This window comes from Brevibacterium marinum, from assembly GCF_011927955.1.
Taxonomy (GTDB): Bacteria; Actinomycetota; Actinomycetes; order Actinomycetales; family Brevibacteriaceae; genus Brevibacterium; species Brevibacterium marinum.
Genome location: NZ_JAATJN010000001.1, coordinates 1,516,447 through 1,534,818, shown reverse-complemented (window position 1 = coordinate 1,534,818; position 18,372 = coordinate 1,516,447). Strand labels below are relative to the sequence as shown.

18 protein-coding genes are annotated in these 18,372 nt (G+C 64.8%); 10 read left to right on the top strand and 8 right to left on the bottom strand.

Going from position 1 to position 18,372, the window contains the following annotated elements; all coding sequences use genetic code 11:
- Positions 1-61: 61 nt before the first annotated feature.
- On the top strand, positions 62-958 hold the full coding sequence (locus BKA07_RS06695; RefSeq protein WP_167950211.1) for a LysR family transcriptional regulator: 897 nt from the start codon (positions 62-64) through the stop codon (positions 956-958).
- Here BKA07_RS06695 and BKA07_RS06690 read toward each other — a convergent pair.
- Entirely contained in the window at positions 930-1,412 is a 483-nt protein-coding gene (locus BKA07_RS06690) for a winged helix-turn-helix transcriptional regulator (protein WP_167950210.1), read from the bottom strand. The two genes, BKA07_RS06695 and BKA07_RS06690, sit on opposite strands and share 29 nt — an antisense overlap.
- Positions 1,413-1,517: 105 nt before the next feature.
- Here BKA07_RS06690 and BKA07_RS06685 point away from each other — a divergent pair, with 105 nt between their 5' ends.
- Positions 1,518-1,952, top strand: a complete 435-nt coding sequence (locus tag BKA07_RS06685) for a PaaI family thioesterase (RefSeq protein ID WP_167950209.1) — start codon at positions 1,518-1,520, stop codon at positions 1,950-1,952.
- Between the two features lie 159 nt (positions 1,953-2,111).
- Here BKA07_RS06685 and BKA07_RS06680 read toward each other — a convergent pair whose 3' ends face one another.
- Positions 2,112-3,311 (bottom strand): GmrSD restriction endonuclease domain-containing protein, encoded by a 1,200-nt coding sequence (locus BKA07_RS06680; protein WP_167950208.1) that lies wholly within the window; start codon positions 3,309-3,311, stop codon positions 2,112-2,114.
- Positions 3,312-3,506: 195 nt separating this feature from the next.
- On the opposite strand from BKA07_RS06680, the gene BKA07_RS06675 reads away from it, so the two are divergent.
- Complete coding sequence (locus BKA07_RS06675) at positions 3,507-4,199, top strand: hypothetical protein (RefSeq protein ID WP_167950207.1); 693 nt, start codon at positions 3,507-3,509, stop codon at positions 4,197-4,199.
- Positions 4,200-4,276: 77 nt separating this feature from the next.
- On the opposite strand, the gene BKA07_RS06670 is transcribed toward BKA07_RS06675, so the two are convergent.
- From BKA07_RS06670 to BKA07_RS06650, 5 genes are all read right to left on the bottom strand, one after another.
- Complete coding sequence (locus BKA07_RS06670) at positions 4,277-4,990, bottom strand: enoyl-CoA hydratase-related protein (RefSeq protein ID WP_167950206.1); 714 nt, start codon at positions 4,988-4,990, stop codon at positions 4,277-4,279.
- A 68-nt stretch (positions 4,991-5,058) separates the two neighbouring features.
- Complete coding sequence (locus tag BKA07_RS06665; RefSeq protein ID WP_342449006.1) at positions 5,059-7,347, bottom strand: heavy metal translocating P-type ATPase; 2,289 nt, start codon at positions 7,345-7,347, stop codon at positions 5,059-5,061.
- On the bottom strand, positions 7,337-9,382 hold the full coding sequence (locus tag BKA07_RS06660) for a cytochrome c oxidase assembly protein (RefSeq protein ID WP_167950205.1): 2,046 nt from the start codon (positions 9,380-9,382) through the stop codon (positions 7,337-7,339). Before BKA07_RS06660 ends, BKA07_RS06665 begins: the two co-directional genes overlap by 11 nt.
- 38 nt (positions 9,383-9,420) lie before the next feature.
- Positions 9,421-10,197, bottom strand: coding sequence for a M56 family metallopeptidase (locus BKA07_RS06655; RefSeq protein WP_167950204.1), 777 nt, complete (start codon positions 10,195-10,197; stop codon positions 9,421-9,423).
- Between the two features lie 11 nt (positions 10,198-10,208).
- The gene (locus tag BKA07_RS06650) at positions 10,209-10,571 is read right to left on the bottom strand and encodes a BlaI/MecI/CopY family transcriptional regulator (RefSeq protein ID WP_167950203.1); all 363 of its coding nucleotides are present in this window, start codon (positions 10,569-10,571) and stop codon (positions 10,209-10,211) included.
- A gap of 164 nt (positions 10,572-10,735) precedes the next feature.
- On the opposite strand from BKA07_RS06650, the gene BKA07_RS06645 reads away from it, so the two are divergent.
- On the top strand, positions 10,736-11,290 hold the full coding sequence (locus BKA07_RS06645) for a DUF5134 domain-containing protein (RefSeq protein ID WP_167950202.1): 555 nt from the start codon (positions 10,736-10,738) through the stop codon (positions 11,288-11,290).
- An 89-nt stretch (positions 11,291-11,379) separates the two neighbouring features.
- Here the strand turns inward: BKA07_RS06645 and BKA07_RS06640 are convergent, their stop codons facing one another.
- On the bottom strand, positions 11,380-12,171 hold the full coding sequence (locus tag BKA07_RS06640) for a sulfite exporter TauE/SafE family protein (RefSeq protein WP_342449005.1): 792 nt from the start codon (positions 12,169-12,171) through the stop codon (positions 11,380-11,382).
- Positions 12,172-12,310: 139 nt separating this feature from the next.
- Between BKA07_RS06640 and BKA07_RS06635 the strand changes: the two genes are divergently transcribed.
- From BKA07_RS06635 to BKA07_RS06610, 6 genes are all read left to right on the top strand, one after another.
- Entirely contained in the window at positions 12,311-12,547 is a 237-nt protein-coding gene (locus BKA07_RS06635) for a hypothetical protein (protein ID WP_167950201.1), read from the top strand.
- 104 nt (positions 12,548-12,651) lie between these two features.
- Positions 12,652-13,953, top strand: coding sequence for an MFS transporter (locus BKA07_RS06630; protein ID WP_167950200.1), 1,302 nt, complete (start codon positions 12,652-12,654; stop codon positions 13,951-13,953).
- 117 nt (positions 13,954-14,070) lie between these two features.
- Positions 14,071-14,793 carry an FCD domain-containing protein gene (locus tag BKA07_RS06625; protein WP_167950199.1) on the top strand — a complete coding sequence of 241 codons (723 nt, stop codon included), beginning with the start codon at positions 14,071-14,073 and terminating at the stop codon, positions 14,791-14,793.
- A 9-nt stretch (positions 14,794-14,802) separates the two neighbouring features.
- On the top strand, positions 14,803-15,810 hold the full coding sequence (locus tag BKA07_RS06620) for an aldo/keto reductase family protein (protein ID WP_167950198.1): 1,008 nt from the start codon (positions 14,803-14,805) through the stop codon (positions 15,808-15,810).
- Positions 15,811-16,368: 558 nt separating this feature from the next.
- On the top strand, positions 16,369-16,707 hold the full coding sequence (locus BKA07_RS06615; RefSeq protein ID WP_167950197.1) for a hypothetical protein: 339 nt from the start codon (positions 16,369-16,371) through the stop codon (positions 16,705-16,707).
- A gap of 222 nt (positions 16,708-16,929) precedes the next feature.
- Positions 16,930-18,357 carry an MDR family MFS transporter gene (locus BKA07_RS06610; RefSeq protein WP_342449004.1) on the top strand — a complete coding sequence of 476 codons (1,428 nt, stop codon included), beginning with the start codon at positions 16,930-16,932 and terminating at the stop codon, positions 18,355-18,357.
- The last annotated feature ends 15 nt before the right edge of the window (positions 18,358-18,372 follow it).

Below are 18,372 nucleotides of genomic sequence, written 5' to 3'. Positions count from 1 at the left end.
CTCAATCAAGCACAAGCAACTGTTTCCACACGTCTGTCAGCAAACACTTTATACTCAGAGTATGCTCGACACCCATCGACTCGCGATCTGGAGGGCCGTGGTCGCCAGCGGCTCCGTGCAGCAGGCCGCGGCCAATCTCCAATACACTCCGGCAACGATCAGCCAGCACATCATCAGGCTGCAGAAGGACGTGGGTCTGCCCCTCTACGAGCGGACCGGGCGGGGAATCACGCCGACTCCCGTCGGTCTGCGCCTGGCCGAGGAATCCGGTGAGGTCTTCTCCAGCCTGCGACGTCTCGAGGCCACGCTCGATGACCTGCGTCGAGGCCCCCGACCGCGCCTCGAGATCGGCTGCTTCTCCTCGGCGGCGAAGGAGTGGATACCCTCCATCGTCTCTTCGGTCGTCACCGAATTTCCGACGGTGCAATTCGAGATCACCCTCAGCCCCGCGACGGACGCCGAGGACTGGCACCCGCACGACCTCGAGATCCACTCGGAGGATCCCTCCCTGCCGCCGACGACGATTCCGGGGTTCCGCCGGCAGTTGCTCACAGAAGAGGACTACCTGCTCGTCGTCGCCTCCGATCATCGTCTGGCCGGCGCCGAGGCGGCCTCGATGTCCCAGCTCATCGACGAAGCGTGGGTCGACGCGGACATCAGCAACACGCCGGCAGGTCTCGTCGTCGCCCGGGCCTGCAATGCCGCCGGTTACGAACCCCGCTTCGTGGCGGGCTCCGATGACCACTACGCCGTCCTGGCCATGGTCGCCGCCGGAGTCGGCATCTCGGCACTGCCGCCGCTGGCGATTCGAGACCTGCCGACAGGAGTGACCACGGTCTCGCTCATCGATCCGACACCTCGGCGCCGGATCGTCCTGCAGACGAGGGAGGCGGTGCATCACCACGCGTACGTCCGCACCGCCGAGGATCTCATCCGCGCACGGGCGCAGTCCGCATAGTCGCCGCGCGCGTGGGTGAGGTGACAGCTTCCCTCGGCGAGGAGACGGTGTGGCCGGCAGCGCACTCGACGACGGCGCGGATGGGCCGGCCACAGTCGCGGTGTGTGACTTCCAGCGGTGGACCATCGGCGCCTGCACGGTGTTCGTCGCCCCACCTCAGCAGCGAGATCATCACCGGATAGAGATCGAGGCCCTTGTCCGTGAGCCGGTATTCCTTGCGAACGCGCCGCCCGGGCTCCCGATAGGGCTTGGCCTCGAGGACTCCGGCGGTGACGAGCTTGCGCAGCCGGTCGGAGAGCATCGGGTCGGAGACGCCGACGTGGTCGCGGATCTGATCGAATCGGCGCACTCCGTTGAACGTCTCGCGGAGGATGAGCACGGTCCACTTCTCCCCGATGACGTCGAGGGTCCTCTGGATCGAACATCCAGCCGTGTCGAATTCCAGCCAGTCCATGTGCACTCCTTCCATCGCTTCTCCTTTCGTCGCTGCTGCCTCGGTTGACCCGTCGCTCCATCGTAGGCTAACTTCACAATACTCAGCCAGCTCGAAGGAGAACGCATGAACTCACCATCGGATCCAACGCCGGATGTCTCGCTCGAGGCAGCCAGTCGTTTCGTCGCAGCTTCGGGACTCGTTGTCGACGAAGTCACGAACACCATGGTCCGCGGCCATGCCGACCTGGGAGCCGATCATCACACGCCGTGGGGAGTCGTCCACGGCGGCGTGTACACAACGATCGTGGAGAGCACGGGAAGCATCGGCGCCAGCCACGCTGTGGCCGATCGCGGGGAGTTCGCCGTCGGCATCCACAACGCCACCGATTTCCTGCGCCCGACCACCGGTGCCCGGATCGTGGTCGAGGGCACGGCCCTGCACCAGGGACGGACCCAACAGCTGTGGGAAGTCATCATCACCGACTCGGCTTCCGAGAAGGTCCTCGCCCGGGGACAGCTCCGCCTGCAGAACGTGCCGATGCCGAAGGGGGACAGCTGAGGTAAGCACCGATCGACCGCCTCGGGCAGCCTGCTCACCGTCCCTCTCGAGACCGCGCAGCGACTATTCGCAGCCCTCGCGGTCGTCGTTGCGGGACTTCGCGCCCGAGTCACCTCGGCGGTCGGATGGTTCCGCAGTTCCAGGGTTCGCGGCACAGGTCTAATCGTCGCCCGCAGTGCTGCCGTCGGCCTTGGCCTCATCGTCGGCCGAAGTACTGCCGTCGGCCGCGGTTTCGCCATCGGTCGCAGCGCCCCCGTCGGCCTTGGTCTCACCGTCGGCCGGGGTGGTGCCGTCTGCCGCAGAACTCCCGGTCGAGGTGTCCTCGCGTGGAGAGTCCCCGTCCGAGAAGCTCGGCACGTCCTCTGTCGGACGGTGCGAAGACTCTCCCGATGTGTCGCCGGTGGCCTCTTCGGTCGTCAGATTGTTGCCCTGTCCCGGTTCCGGCCAGTCCACATCCTCGGCGAATGCCGGGAAGTCCCCGCACGTGTCGAGCACACGGGCCATGGCATCCTTCTCCGCGTCTGCCACCCACAGACCGTACTTGTGCTTGACGGCGATCTGCCGAGCGACGTATTCGCACTGGTAGTCCTCGTTCGGCGGCAACCATGCGGCCGCGTCTCCGCCGTCCTTCTGTTGACTGATGCTCGTGCTCACGGCCAACAGATTGAGCGGATCGTTGGCGAACTCGCGCAGCTCCTCCTCGGACAGGTCAGCGGCACCGGTCTGCCAGGCATTCGAACGAGCCACAATGTGATCGATCGTGACCTTGTCGGATTCACGTTCGAAGGAATACGACCGGCCGAGGTACTCATCATCGAGGTCTCCGGCAGTCACAACGCATCCGTTTGTCCCAGCCTCGACCACGAGGATGCTGAGATCGCGCCTGAGCACATCATCGCGCGTATCGCAGCCGTTGTCGTCGACATCGGAGCGCCAGTCGAACAGCTGGGGATCGTAGCCGACCTCGGGCGCCTTGCCCTCGACGCCGAGCTCGTCGAGCATCGACCGCGCGGATTCTGAGTCCAGAGCATTGTTGCCGCCCTGCGCAGCACCGCCTTCACCGGCGGATTCGGGCTTCAGCTCGCCCCGTTCAGACCTCGTTGGCGGCAGACCGACGGCCGCATCCGGTGCCGCAGAGTCCTGGGCCCCTTCGGGCGAGGTCTCCGGCCGGGCGGGAACGGGGTCGGCATCCGCTGAGCCGCCTCCCCCGGTCGACCATGCCGCGTCGCTTCCAGCGGATCGACCTGCGCCGTCACTTCCACACCCGGTCAGCAGCGCGAGAACGAGCACGGCCACGAGGGCCACGACACGAACACCAGCGCTGCGAATGACGACTCCCGAGATCATGGAAACGGACACTCTTGGAAGCTTAGAGGCAATCTTCCTAGTCACAACCGCTTCCGCCAATCATTATCCGATTCGTTATCTGTTGAAATCGAAACTGTCGCACAAATGTAAGATTCACCGGCGCAGGCCGGACTGGTCAGGAGGCGTTTCGTATCCTGGTGGAGGAAGAACGACCTGGGTATCGGCGCGGCAGAAGGACGGACCATCATGCGACATGACGCGGAGCGGCCAGAGACCACGCATCTGATCGCCGACGCCCCGGTCCCCGGACACTGGACCCAGGTGCTTGCGATGATGCGTGCGGATCCCTTCACGTGCTTGAGCCGTGCCGAGGTCGTCGCCGAGGCCACCCACATCCTCGTCGTCGCCCCAACCGCCGAGGTGGCTCACGCCTGCTTCACCGACCTCCTCGGCAGTTCCGACTTCCTGGGCAGTGCCCACCGTCTCGACAGTGATGTCGAGGACGGATCAGAGGTCGAGGACGGGTTCATCGAGATCATAACCGCCGAGGCGATCGTTCCCGAGAACGTCCCCGCGGGGACGTGGATCTTCCTCCCTCACCGACAGGACGGTTGGACGGAACTCGAGGCAACCTCGGCGAGGGTACGGGCGATGCTCGTCAAGGACAATGCCATGCGGGCCAAGGGCGAGAAGCTCACCCTCATCGAATACGGGGTCAACCTGTGGCTGTGGGCGGAACCGCCCTACGCGGGCGGGGACCCGGTCTGCCATGCCGGCGAACTCATCAGCTGGGAGAGCGCCTGGACCCTCGGTGATGTCAGCGGCACACGTTCCGTTGGCAACGGTTCCACTACTTGCCCTGCGCCGGGTGTCTCCGCGCGCCCACCCATCTACTTCGGCTTGCCCACCGTGCTGCGCGAACGCCGCTGGAACGAATAGAGCTCGGTGCCTGTCCGCTCGGGGCCGGGCCGAATCGTCGCACAGGCCCACATTTCAGCCGCATCGCGCGAACCGACTCAGTCGTTCTTCCGGGCGAAGGCCAGCGAGAACTCCTGGCACGAGTCGGTGATGGCCTCGTCCTCGAAGGTGTTCTTCCAGGTGCGAAACAGTCGTTTCTGTTGGGCGATGACAGACCTGTCCGATTCCATCGTGGCGCGCAGGTAGTCCAGGGCCACCTCGTCGACCGTCGCGTCATCGACGACCGTGTTGAGGAATCCGCAGCGCTCCATCGCTTCCGCGCTGTAGCGATTGCCGGTCAGGATCATCTCATTGGCCTTGGTCCACCCCATCAGACGGTGCAGGTTCACCGATTCGAGCACGGATGGAATCCCGATGCGGACCTCGGGCATGGAGTACCACGATGAAGCACCGCCGACCCGGAAGTCGGCTGCGGCCGCGATCTCGACTGCACCGCCGATGACATAGCCCTTCATCGACAGAGCGACCGGCAGTTCGCAGTTCTTGACCGCTTCGCACACGCTGCCGAGCAGAGTGATGGTCTCAAATGCCTGAGTAGAGTTCGTGTGGTCGAACTGAGCGGTGTCCATGCCCGCAGAGAATCCCTTGTCGCCGACGGCGTTGAAAAGCACACCGCCGAGATCCTGGCGGTCGGACGCAGCTGCGAAGGCGTCGCGCAGTTCGACCAGGGCATCTGCGGACAGGGAATTGGCACGAGAAGAGTCGTCGATAGTGATGGTGAGGACCCGGTTGTCAATGCTTTGACGGATCATGAAAGCTCCCCTGACGGTGACGATGATGTGAACTGAGAGTCGTTTGATGTCGACACGGACAGACTGATTCAGCTCCGCAGCCTCACCCGCTGGAGCCTCAGGCTGTTGTAGACGACGAATACCGATGACATCGCCATCGCCGCCGCCGAGATGAGCGGGTTGAGCAGGCCGAACATCGCGATCGGGATCGCCAAGATGTTGTAGCCGAACGCCCAGACGAGGTTGCCGCGGATGGTGCCCAGGGTCTTCCGGGAGAGCATGATCGATTCGGCGATGGCGCCGAGGTCGTCCCGGACGACGATGATGTCCGCCGATTTCATGGCGATGTCCGATCCGGTGACCACAGCGATGCCGAGGTCGGCCGTGGCCAGGGCTGAGGCGTCGTTGATGCCATCGCCGACCATGGCGACGCGGTGGCCGGACTCCTGCAGAGAGGACACGACGTCCGATTTGTCATTGGGCATCACCTCGGCGATGACCTCATCGGTGCCGATCCTCTCGGCGATCCTCTCCGCCGAGGCGGTGCTGTCGCCGGTCAGCAGAACAGTGCGCATCCCCAGCTCGCGCAGCTGATCGATGCTGGTCACGGCATCGACCTTGATCTGATCGCTCAGCGCCAGAGCAGCAGTCGGTACACCGCCGTCGATGATGACGACAACGCTGCGCTGTGTCTCCGACTGGGTGCGGATCCAGCCCGTGAGCTCCTCGCCGAGGTCCACCCGCTCGGCGGCAGCGGAGGCGCTGATGACGGCCAACGGCGAACCGTCGACGATTCCCTCGATGCCGACACCGGGCAGCACCTGCACCTCCTCGAGCTCGGCGGACGGCGCTGCCGCCTCGGCGCGCGTTCGGCCGGCGGATCGAACGAAGTCGAGGATGCCGCGGGCGACCGGATGTTCCGAACGGGCCTCGAGGTCGGCGATCCGCTCGAGCACGTCATCGTGGTCGCTGCACGCGAACCACGTCTGTTCTACCTGCAGCGACCCGGTGGTCACGGTGCCCGTCTTGTCGAGCACGACCGTGTCGATCCGCCCGCTGGCCTCGAGTGCAGTGTGGCCCTTGACGAGGATGCCCGAGCGGGCACCGCGACCGATGCCGACCATGAGCGCGGTCGGGGTGGCCAGACCGAGCGCGCAGGGGCAGGCGATGATGAGCACCGAGATGCCGACGCCGATCGCCCGCGACGGCGAGTACCCCAGTGGAAGCAGCCAGATGAGCAGGGTTGCCAGGGCGAGGATGAGCACGACGGGGACGAAGACGGCGGTGATCCGGTCGACGAGGCTCTCGACGATCGCCTTCTGCGACTGCGCCTTCTCGGCCATCGTCGCGATCTGGGACAGCTGCATATCGGCGCCGACGGCCTCGGCTTCGACAGTGATCTGCCCGTTTGTGGCGAACGCTCCCCCGACTGCGCGGTCACCTGCGCCGACGGGCACAGGCTCGGGCTCGCCCGTGAGGCTGCTCATGTCGAGTTCGGAGCGACCGTCGACGACCGCTCCGTCGACGGGCACGGTCGCACCGGGGAGGACGAGGACGACATCGCCGGGGGTGACGAGTTCGATGGGGGTATCGACGAACTCGCCGTCCTCGCCGCGCACGCGTGCCGTTTTCGGAGCGAGTTCGCTCAGCGCCACCAGCAGGTCACCTGCCTTGCGCCGCGATCGGGTCTCGAAGTAGCGACCGGCCAGTTGGAAGGTCGTCACTCCGGCGGCGACATCGAGATAGAGAGCGTCGGCACCGTCGGGCACGAGACCGAATCCCAACCAGGCGTCGGGGCCGCTGAATCCGAATGCCGCGGTCACCACCGCCCAGCCGAACGCGGCGACGATGCCCAGGGACACGAGCGTGTCCATATTCGATGTTCGGTTCAGCAGGTTCTTCCATGCCGATCGGTGGAAGGGCCATGCCGCCCAGGTCACGATCGGCAACGCGACGAGGATGCAGATCCATTCCCAGCCGGGGAATCGCCATGCTTCGACCAGCGCCAGCACGATCGTGGCGTCCATGAGCGGGACGGTGAGCACGGCGGCGAGGATGAGGCGCCGGCGCAGGGAGCTCAGTCTCACCTCGGCGGCCCTCTGTGACCAGGCATCGTCGCCGGGCTTGTGGATCTGAGCCCCGTAGCCGGCCTTCTTCACCGCGGTGAGGGCGACCTCGGACTCCTTCACCCCGGTGACGCGGGCCCGTTCGGTCGCGAAATTCACCCACGCCGTGGCTCCGTCGATCTTGTTCAGAGACTTCTCGACTCGGCGGGCGCAGGCGGTGCACGTCATCCCCGTGATGTCGATGTCGAGGCCGGTCTCGTTGCCCGCCCGGTGGGTCGGCTCGCTCTGGCGAACCGCGCTGTCACTGCTCACGATCCTTCGTTCCTTCCTCTGCGGCTTCGGCCCGGCCGTCGTCGGCGGGAACGGTCTCGCCGTCCCTCTCGGCCAGACGTCGCAGCATGTCGTTGTACGCGGAGAATTCGTCGCTGAGTCCGGCGTCCTCATGGCGGTCGAAGCGCTGTGCGGTGCGCTTGTCCTGCCTCGTCCACTGCACACCGAGGACGATGACCACGCCCAGCAGCGGCAGCTCTCCCCCTGCCCAGGCGATGCCTCCGGCGAAGTACTGCTCGGCGGAGATGTCGAGCCAGGGCAGGTCGAGTGTGCGATAGAAGTTCTGCGCCACGGGGGTGTTCGTCATCATCAGTACGACCCCGAAGAAGGCGTGGAATGGCATGGCCGCGATGACATAGCCGAGCCGACCGATGTGCGGAAGTTCGATCGGCAGCTTGTCGACGCCGATGACGAGCGAGAAGAACATGTAGCCGACGATGAGGAAGTGGACGTTCATCAGCTGGTGGCCCCAGTGGTACTGGATGAGTCCTTCGAACAGCGGCGTGAGGTAGAGGGCGTAGTAGGAGGCGACGTAGACGACGAAGACGACGATCGGATGGAGCAGCATCCGCAGTCCCGGCCAGTTGATGAGCTGATCGACGCGATGGTGGATCTGATGGCCGAGACGGCCGGTGCCGGTGGTCGAACGCAGCAGCAGCGTGATCGGGCCGCCCCCGACGAGGAAGGCCGGGATGAGCATGTTGAGGCTCATGTGCACGATCATGTGGATGCCGAAGTCGGCCGGAGAGTACTTGCCCAGGCCCGAGCCCATGAGCACGATGGTCAGGATCCAGCCGGTCATCCAGCAGATCGTCCGCATCACCGGCCAGGAGTCGCCTCGGCGGCGGAGCCTGAGCACACCCAGACCGTAGGCGAGCATGGCTGCGGCGCTGACCGCTGTGAGCAGGAGGTTGAGTCGCCAGTGCGTGAGCAGTGTCAGCGGATCGGGTGCGGCCTCGACCGTGTAGCCGAGGAAGACAGCGACGGTGCTGTTCGGGGCGAAGTAGTTCGGTGAGGGGATGAGCGACATGGCTGCTGTCATCGTCACCCACGCCGCGACCCCGGCAAGGATGCCGGTGTAGGCCAACGCTGAACGCGCCGAGGCTGCCGCGATCACCGCGAGGACGATGACGGCCAGAGCCACCCAGCGGGTGAGCAGCTGCCATCCTGTCACCGAATCCGTCAGCGGCGTGCCGGCGAGCTTGAATACCGAGATGACGACGTCTGTGCCGGCAATGACGATGAGTCCCGTCCACATCAGACGGGAGCGAACCATGCGCCGCACCCCACCGCCGCGGGGGATGACCAGCTCCAGGAGCACCCCTGCAGCCAGGAGACCGAGGACCACTGCCGCCAGCGGCGTCTGGATGATGGCCGCATCCTCGCCGAAGTCATGGTTGGGACCGACGAGCACCTGAGAGATGACGACCGGAGCAAGGATCGCGATCATCCCGATCCACAGACTCGCGGCGTGTGCTGTCCACGATTCCGAGAGCAGGGAGACGGCGAAGATGGTGAAGGCGGCGACGAGGACGATGAGCCAGGCCGCCGGATAGAACGTGCTCGTCAGGGCGAACCCCAACTGCCCCGGGGCTTCGATCGCCGTGAGCGGCAGGCCATTGGTGTTGAGTCCGTCGACGACGGTGAGCAGGAGTGCCGCTGAGGCCCAGATCGCGCTGAAGGCTCGCAGCAGGGACCGTGCGGTGTCGCTGGTCCGCGACCATCCGGGGACGCCGGTGCGGGAGGTGAACATGAGCACGGCGGCGAGCATGCCGAGCGTGAGCACCGAGAAGACCTCGTGGACGGAGCGCAGCGTCGCAACCAGGACGACGACTGGGGTGCCCGGAAATTCTCGCGCGATGGACGTGTAGGCTTCGGGGCCGGCAAGGAGGCCGGTGATGATTGCGACCGCTGCGGCGATGACGGCGATCGTGAGGACAACGGCGAACGCCGGTGTCTTCGCCGTCTCGGGGCGCCTCGCCGAATCGGCGCCGGGTGCTGTCGTCTGCTCCACCATATTACGTAACAGTGTAGTAGATAGTCCGCAGTCGGAATTCAGCCTGCCATCAGGTGGATCCGCTCAAGCCTGAGCGATCGCAGCCGGAGCGAGGAATCGCTGCTGTCGTCGCCGAGGGCCTCGAGCGCATTCCTCACCGATTCCGCGGAGGTGGCCCGCACCGCATCGTCGTCGGCGACCATCTCGACGAGAGTGAGCACGCTGGCGCGGAACCTCTCCGAGACCGGCAGTCGCGGCGGCAGGCACGCGGAATTCACCACCGCGGTACGCAGCACGAGATTGTGCCGATGGGCGATGTGCGATTTCTCATGAGCGATGATGGCCGCGCATTCATCGTGGGCCAGGAGTCGCCGCAGGCCCGCGCTCAGATAGATCTCGGGAGGGCGCCCGGCCAAGGAACAGGCATAGGGCTTGTCGTCGTCGACCGTGACGATGCGGAATGCGGAGTCGACGTACCAGCCGGTCCACCGGGAACGCAGAACCCTGGCCTCGGCCTTGAGCTTGCGGCCGAAGTCGTCCGAGGCGCTGAGCACGAGGGCCAGGACGATACCGACGACGGCGAGCGCCATCCAGCCGATGATCCACGGCACGAGCGCCTGTGGCCCGGCACCGCCGCGGTCGGCCTGCAGAGCACCGACGACGAGGGCGACGACCGCCGCCGTGCTGAGCACCAGGCCGCCGGCCAGTGCTGCCAGCCACCCGCTGAGAGCCAATCCCGGCCTCCTCGACTGCCATTGCCCGACGGACAGAAGGAACGGTGAGACGAAGAAGACGACGGCGGCTGAGACGAGGAGGACGATCGCCGAGATCAGCATGGCTGGAGAGTTCAGTCGCTGACGAAGGAGCGAAGGACTTCGATCTCGTCGTCATCGAGTGAACCGACGAATGACATCAGCACTTCATGGGAGTCGGTGGAGCCACGCAGCGTGCGTGACATCTCCGAGGCAGCGGTCACGACCTGCGAGTGCACCGGGCTGATCATCAGAGTCCGCGAGACTCGCTCGCGGCTGATCAGCCCTTTGTCCTCCATCCGGGTCAGCACCGTCATCATCGTGGTGTATGCGGGCTTCGGAGGAGAGACACCGGCCTGCAGCTCGGACACGGACATGGGCTCGCCGCGATCCCACAGTGCTGTGAGAACCGCGTTCTCCAGCTCCCCGTTGTTCCTGCGCTTCATCTTCGCTCTCACTCAGCCGACGGTGTTCCCTTCGAGGATACCTGGCGAACACGGTGTGGGACACCGAGGCGGTTGACGGCTGCACCCGGCAGTGTGACCGTCGAGCGGCAGGGCCGCTCGGCCTCGACCACTCTCAGCGGTGTGCATCTGACTACTACACGATGTAGTATTTCAGCATGATCTCGTTCCCCTGGTCACTGGTCCTCACAGCGACATTCGCCTTCACCGGCATCGTATGCATCATCCATCTGATCAGACACTGGAGAGGATCCACGTCATGCTCGGACGTCTCCGCGAGCAGGATGGACATGGTCGTGCACGGCAATCACCTCGTGATGAGCATCGGCATGATTCTCATGGTCTGGACCGCAACCGGCACGGTCGCCACATGGAGCCAGGTCGCGTTCTTCGCGATCCTTGCCGTGCTCATGGGAATCGGGCTGCGATGGTCCCACGGCGCCGGTGCCGCAATCAGCCTGTCCTCGCACATCGTGCTCAATGCCTCCATGGTGTGGATGCTGCTGGCGATGCCGCTGCTCATGGGACACGGCATGACCATGTCCCCGACACCTGGCTGGACTTCCGCCCTCAACTGGGTCGCGATCGCTCTGTCCACCCTCGCTGCGGTGTGGTGGATCGTACTGCTCGTGCGCTCACGTCGTGTCGGCATCCATACGCTCTGCCATGCGGCGATGGGACTCGGGATGGCAGCCATGCTCATTCTCATGTGAGTCAAGCGCAGGACACACCAAGCGCACCGCTCGCAGGCGAGGGACCCTCTATCGCCCGGTCCGCCGAGCTGACCTTCATCCCACCGACCTCACGCCAGCGCCACGACGACTCCGGCAGTGATGAGGAGGATGAAATAGCCCCAGGCGTGAACGAGCTCCGGGATCTTGGGCACGCGGCGACGCAGGACGACGATGACCGGGATCGCCCCGACGAGCAGCGCCGCGGCGGAGTACAGGTCGAGTGATCCGACGATGCCGGGCGCACCGATCGAGGCCGGGGCCGTGATCGTGACCAGCACGGCCGGGCTCATGATCACCAAGGTCAGCGGATTGGCCAGGGTAGTGGCCACGGTCATCGTTGCTCCCGAGCGGCGCATCATCGGCACCGTCATGACTGACCCGCCGACGCCGAGGAACGAAGCCAGACCGCCTATCGGCACGCCCCACGCGGCAGAGATCCCGCGACCACCCTCGCCGACACCCTCCTTGACACGGCTTCCCGGGCGGAAGAATCCGGGACGGGCCAGGAGGTCGACGGCAGTGATGGCGATGTAGACGACGAAGCCCCACTGCAGAAATGCCTCCGGAGCGAATCGTCCGCCGAACGCCCCGAGCATCCCGCCGATTGCCAGCAGGATGAGCAGCCACCACCGCCCCCTGAGATGGGAGAGGGTCTCACGTTTCGTGGACACCGTTGCGATGATCGCGTTGACGAGCATCACCAGCGCCGAGGTGGCCGCCGCCACCCGTGCCGTGTCGCTGCCGAGATCCGCATCGACGAGAGTGATGATCGGGACGGCCACGAATCCGCCGCCGAACCCGAACAGCACGGTCGTCAGGCCGACCAGAATGCCGACGAGCATCAATCCCAGAAAGTCCACCAGCCAATCTCACCCCACCACCACCTCGGCGGGCAAGCCCTGCCTCGGCCGCCTCCCTCCCGATCTGTGGCCACGGCGATCGTCGCCATCGTGGTCAGCATGGCCCTCCGGTCGGTTCCCGGAGACGCACCTGTGTTCGGTGATCGCCCTGGCCCTGTGGCTCGTCTACGTCCGCACCCCTCACGTCGCAGCAGCATCGCGGCCGAGCAACCGGCCCTCGGACTCCGGAGCCGGTGGCGACCATCGCTCCACAGCGGTGCCTTTCGCCTTCGGATTCGGGCTGGAGACCGCCGCATCGCCTCTGGTTCCAGTGATCGGTCTGGCGGTCATCGTCGGCGCGCAGTCCCTCATCGGCCTCCGCACCTCCCGGCTGTGACACGACCGCGAACACCCGCCTCGGCGAGCGTGAGATCATCTTGTATCCAAGATGGATCCAAGATACGTTGTGTGGGTGACCGACTGAGATAACGGAAGGCGTCGATGAAGACCCGCACTCGTGCCCAAGCCAAGCTGATCACCGCGCAGCTGCTCTCCGGAGCCGGAATCGCCTCCGGCTACGCGGTCGGCGGCTTGCTGGCCGAGGAGATCACGGGTCAGACCTCGATGGCCGGTCTCGCGCAGATGAGCGTCATTCTCGGCGCCGGACTCATCGCCTATCCCCTGGCGGTGCTGGCGGGCCGAGCCGGTCGGCGAACCGCTCTGACCCTGGGCTTCGGCATCGGCACCCTGGGCGCGACGATCGTCCTCCTCGGAGTCGCGCTGCAGTTCCTCCCCCTGTTCATGCTGGGAATGATGATGTGCGGCTCGTCGACGGCGTCCGGACTTCAGGCCCGCTACGCGGCCGTCGACCTCGTCGACCCGTCGGCCGCCGGGCGTGCGATGTCCTTGGTGGTGTGGGCGACGACGGTCGGTTCCGTGCTCGGGCCCAGCTTCACCGCACCGGGGGCACACCTCGGGGCCGCACTGGGCATGAACGAGCTGGCCGGGCCCTACCTCATCTCGATGACCGCCTTCGGCCTGGCGACCTTTGTCGCATCGACGTTGACCCGAAAGATCAAACCCGGTGCCGCCGAGGCGGTCGCCGAGACCACCGAGTCCAGCGAAACGACTACAGAGCCAGCAACCATGAAGCTGGGTCCGGCACTGCGCCTCGCCGCCGCTCACCCCGTTCCCCTGTTCGCGATGATCACGATCATCGCGGGTCAGATGATGATGACCAACGTCATGGTCATGACCCCCGTGCACATGGACCACCAGTCGTTCTCCCTCGGAGCGATCGGCATCGTCGTCAGCGTGCACATCGCCGGCATGTACGCCCTCTCCCCCGTATTCGGGTGGATGGCCGATCGTTTCGGGCCGGGAACGGTCATCGTCGGCGGCGTCGTCGTCTTCGCCATAGCGATCACCCTGGGCGTCGTCGATGCCGCGGCCGAGGTCTCGTCCATGCCCCTGTTGAGCACGGCACTCATCTTTCTCGGCATCGGCTGGTCAATGTTCCTCATCGGCGGATCGGCCCTGCTGACCGCCTCGGTGCCGCGGCATGCGAAGGTCACGCTGCAGGGAGCATCCGATTCGGCGATGAACCTCGGCGGTGCGCTCATGGCCGCCATGGCCGGCACGGTACTGCAGGCCGGAGGTTTCTTGTGGATCAACATGATGGCCACGATCGTTCTCCTCATTGCCCTGGCGTTCTCGATCCGAGCGATCCCGCTGATGCGCTGGCCTGGGCAGAAGACCTCTGCCAATGCAGAGAACACGGCGGAGGCGTCCTATGCAGACTGAGTCACATGCAGGCCGAAGGGACATCTCAGCTAGTTTGAGCGGGAGGACCCCGACCGGACCGATCGATGATCGTCGGGCTCGGACATGACAGTTTCTGCAGCAGGCGAGGAGATATCGGTGGCCACGACCAACAGCGGCGAGACCCCGAGCGCAGCCGAGCGCGCCTATCAGCTCATCCGCGCGCAGATCCTCAATGGCACCCACCGGCCAGGGACCATGCTGGGTGAGACAGGTCTGGCATCCGACCTCGAAGTCAGCCGCACACCGGTGCGGGTGGCTCTCGCCCGCCTCCAGGATGAGGGGTGGATCGTCATCTACCCCAAGCGCGGGGCCATCGTCCAGGGAGTCGATGAACGCACCGTTGCCGAACTCGCCGACGCCAGGTTCGTGCTGGAGACGACGGCGGTCGACCGGGCTCCGGATGCACTGCGACAGAGGCTCGCCGAGGCGCTCGAAACGTCGATCACAGCTCAGCGGGAGGCCTTCGACGCCGGGGACATCGCCGCCTTCATCGACCTGACGCTGCAGTTCCATCGCGGCTTCGTCGAGGCCGGAGACAACGCCGTGATGTTGGAACTGTACTCACAGCTCTCCGACCGGCACCGCTTCATCCTCTTCGCCTCCGGCGACCGGCTCCTCGACCGATGTGAGGCGATCATCGCCGAACACGTCTCGCTGGTCGAGCACCTGCGCTCGGGCGACTCGACGGGGTTTGCCAACGTTCTGCGCGGTCACCTCGCGGAGAACGCCCCGCCCACGGCCACCTCGGCGAGATCATCGGCAGCCTTCGATTCGACGATGCTGCGGCGGGGGGTGTCCACTCCGCCAACCCAACAGTAGGCTGGGCCCATGGAGCACAGATATCTTGGAAACAGCGGCCTGAAGATCTCGGAGATCACCTACGGAAACTGGCTCACGCACGGTTCCCAGGTGGAGAACGACACCGCGACGAAGTGCGTTCACGCGGCTCTCGACGCGGGCATCTCGACCTTCGACACCGCCGACGTGTATGCGAACACCGTGGCCGAGCAGGTCCTCGGCGATGCCCTCAAGGGACAGCGCCGCGAATCCCTGGAGATCTTCACCAAGGTCTACTTCCCCACCGGACCCAGGGGCCACAACGACACCGGCCTGTCCCGCAAACACATCATGGAGTCCATCAACGGTTCCCTGTCCCGCCTGGGCACCGACTACGTCGACCTCTACCAGGCACACCGCTACGACTACGAGACTCCTCTGGAAGAGACCATGCAGGCCTTCGCCGACATCGTCCGCGCAGGCAAGGCCCTCTACATCGGGGTGAGTGAGTGGAACGCCGATCAGCTTCGGGCCGCCCACTACATGGCCCGCGACCTCGGCATCCAGCTCGTATCGAACCAGCCTCAGTACAACATGCTCTGGCGCGTCATCGAGCCTCAGGTCGTCCCGACTTCGAAGGAGCTCGGGATCTCGCAGGTCGTGTGGTCACCGATCGCCCAGGGCGTGCTCACCGGCAAATACAAGCCGGGCCAGCCCGCGCCCGCAGGCTCTCGCGCGACCGATGAGAACGGCGGCAAGGACATGATCACCGACCGCTACCTCAACGATGAGATCCTCAACGGCGTCGCCGAGCTGGAGCCGATCGCGGCCGATCTGGGACTGACCATGGCCCAGCTCGCAATCGCCTGGGTGCTCGCCAACGACAATGTTGCCACCGCGCTCGTCGGCGCATCCCGCCCCGAGCAGGTGGAGTCGAACGTCGCAGCCGCCGGTGTGACGCTCGACGCCGAGGTGCTCACCCGCATCGATGACGCCCTCGGCGATCTGCCCGTCACGGACCCATCGAAGACCAAGTCCCCGCCGACGCGGATCGTGTGAAGTAACGAGAGAATCGATTCCGCCCCGTCCGGTGATTCCGGATGGGGCGGTATTTCACTCGAAGACGCTCAGTTCGACTGAGCACCTGGTCTCCCGTCGAGTCGGGACGGTGCCAGTCTGCTTCGACGAACCGGAACGACGCGACAGCGGTCAGGACTCCAGCCACCAGGACAGGACCCGCAGTCGTCTCCACAACACTCGACACTGAATCATAGGCGTACGAAGGACCAGAACGAGCCCCATCTACCGAGAATCATCCTGCACACCCTTCCGTCGCCTACACCGTAACCCGTCCCTTCGGCACTCGCACCTCGGAGGTGGGACCGATGGCTCCAAGCTTCGCCTCGGCGGTGGATGACCTCGCATCTGGCTGATATTTACCACTCAGCGCCCGACATCGCCCGGTTCGGCGAATATGAGAAGTTGGTTACTCAAGCTACTCAACCAGCGTGCGCGGCCGTAAAATAGTACTAGGAGGATGACTTGGTGACTACCGCTGAGAACACGAGCAGACTCGCCTCGCCAGCCGAGGAAAGGTTAGCCGAGTATCGGAGGCATGTGGCCTTCAATAAGGCACTGAAAGAGGCATATGAAACCGCAGCGGACGAATCCCCTGCGAACCATAGTCATTCATTCCTCACGGAAGACGTGAAGGCTCACTCCCACGTCGCAGCCGCAATGAATATGACCGCCGAGGAAGTCTCGGCCGAGGTCGAGCTTTTGGATAAATCCCCTCATGTCTTGCAGCTGACGCCGAGACTTGTCATCGATGAATACGTTCTCGGGCAGCGCAGCCGCGAGGGCATGATTGAACGCTTGAAGGCATGGCCGTATACGTACCCCGCGCATGTGTATGCCGATGAGGCCGCCTCAGGTCGGCCGGCAACGGCCGTCTGAGCGTCTGTGAGCGACCAGGAAGCCATAGGAAAGGTACTCGACGACGCGCACCTTGTGACACCTCTCTGTTGACCTCTGCCGATACCCTGTCCATAGCAGTCTGATCACAGGGGCGTATACTCGCACAGCGCGGTTACGACGAAGGCGGTGCGATCTGCTGGATCCGCACTGCCGTTGACCGGGCCGCCGAGGAGACACGATAAGGGGAGAGAAGGAATTTCAGTGACAGACGCGGACACGAGTCAGCAGACAGCAGCTGATGGCAAGCCATTCAATCGGAATGTGGTTCTCGCAGTCCTCGTCTCAGGCGCCTTCGTCATCATCCTCAATCAGACGCTGCTCAACACCGCGCTGCCTGCGTTCATGCAGTCGTTCGACATCACCGCCAGCGCCGCACAGTGGGTGACGACGAGCTTCATGCTCGTCAACGGCATCATGATTCCGGTCACGGCATTCCTGATCCAGAAATTCACTACACGAGGGCTGTTCCTCACCGCGATGGGCCTCTTCATCCTCGGAACGCTCGTCTGTGCGCTCGCACCCGTCTACCCCGTGCTCCTCGTCGGGCGTGTGATCCAGGCCTCGGCCGGCGGCATCATCATGCCGCTGATGCAGACCATCCTCTTCGCGATCTTCCCCGTCGATAAGCGCGGCACCGCGATGGGCACATTCGGCCTCGTCATCGCCTTCGCCCCGGCCATCGGGCCGAGCCTCTCGGGCTGGATCGTCGACCACCTGCCGTGGGAGACGCTGTTCTACATGATGCTGCCGATCGCGATCATCGACATCATCGTCGCCTACTTCATCCTCAAGAACGTCACCGAGCGCACGTTCCCCAAGCTCGACGTGCTCTCGATCATCCTCTCGACCTTCGGCTTCGGCGGCCTGCTCTACGGTTTCGGAACCGCTGGAGACGCAGGATGGCTGAGCCCGGAGGTCATCGTGCCTCTGGCCATCGGCGCGGTTTCACTGGTCATCTTCATCTTCCGCCAGCTCAAGCTCGAACAGCCGATCCTCGAATTCCGAGTGCTGCGTTACCGGATGTTCACCCTCAACACCGCTTTGGGCATGTGCGTGTTCATCGTCATGATCGGCGGCATGATGGTTCTGCCGCTCTACATGCAGAACATGAACGACTTCACCGCCATGGAATCCGGCCTCGTGCTCCTGCCCGGAGCCGCGGTGATGGGCCTGATGTCGCCGGTCACCGGACGCGTCTTCGATGCCATCGGTGCCAGGTGGTTGGCGGTCGCCGGGTTCACCCTGCTCACCGTCACCACATTCTTCTTCGCCGCCCTCAAGCCCGACACGTCGTTCGTCTACCTCGCCGTGGTCAACACGGTCCGCATGTTCGGCGTGGCAATGGTGATCATGCCGGTCACGACGGCCGCACTCAATCAGCTGCCTCAGCGGCTCATCCCCCACGGCACGGCGCTCAATAACACACTGCGTCAGATCGCCGCGTCTGTGGCCACGGCCGTCCTGGTCACCATCATGGTCTCCACCACGCGCGACCCGGAAGTCTACGGCGTCGCGGGCCTCGTCCACGGCGCCAACGTGTCCTTCTTCGTTGCCGCGGTGATCGGCATCTTCGGCATCGTCGGATCCTTCTTCATCAAGAACTCGCACGGCCAGAACACACCGGGCTGATTACTTGCAGAAGCA

Coding starts and splice junctions, on each gene's coding strand:
- BKA07_RS06690 (WP_167950210.1), bottom strand. CDS start 1,412: ATGGACTGGCTGGAATTCGACACGGCTGGATGTTCGATCCAGAGGACC.
- BKA07_RS06620 (WP_167950198.1), top strand. CDS start 14,803: ATGGAGCACAGATATCTTGGAAACAGCGGCCTGAAGATCTCGGAGATC.
- BKA07_RS06645 (WP_167950202.1), top strand. CDS start 10,736: ATGATCTCGTTCCCCTGGTCACTGGTCCTCACAGCGACATTCGCCTTC.
- BKA07_RS06630 (WP_167950200.1), top strand. CDS start 12,652: ATGAAGACCCGCACTCGTGCCCAAGCCAAGCTGATCACCGCGCAGCTG.
- BKA07_RS06660 (WP_167950205.1), bottom strand. CDS start 9,382: ATGGTGGAGCAGACGACAGCACCCGGCGCCGATTCGGCGAGGCGCCCC.
- BKA07_RS06685 (WP_167950209.1), top strand. CDS start 1,518: ATGAACTCACCATCGGATCCAACGCCGGATGTCTCGCTCGAGGCAGCC.
- BKA07_RS06695 (WP_167950211.1), top strand. CDS start 62: ATGCTCGACACCCATCGACTCGCGATCTGGAGGGCCGTGGTCGCCAGC.
- BKA07_RS06655 (WP_167950204.1), bottom strand. CDS start 10,197: ATGCTGATCTCGGCGATCGTCCTCCTCGTCTCAGCCGCCGTCGTCTTC.
- BKA07_RS06670 (WP_167950206.1), bottom strand. CDS start 4,990: ATGATCCGTCAAAGCATTGACAACCGGGTCCTCACCATCACTATCGAC.
- BKA07_RS06675 (WP_167950207.1), top strand. CDS start 3,507: ATGCGACATGACGCGGAGCGGCCAGAGACCACGCATCTGATCGCCGAC.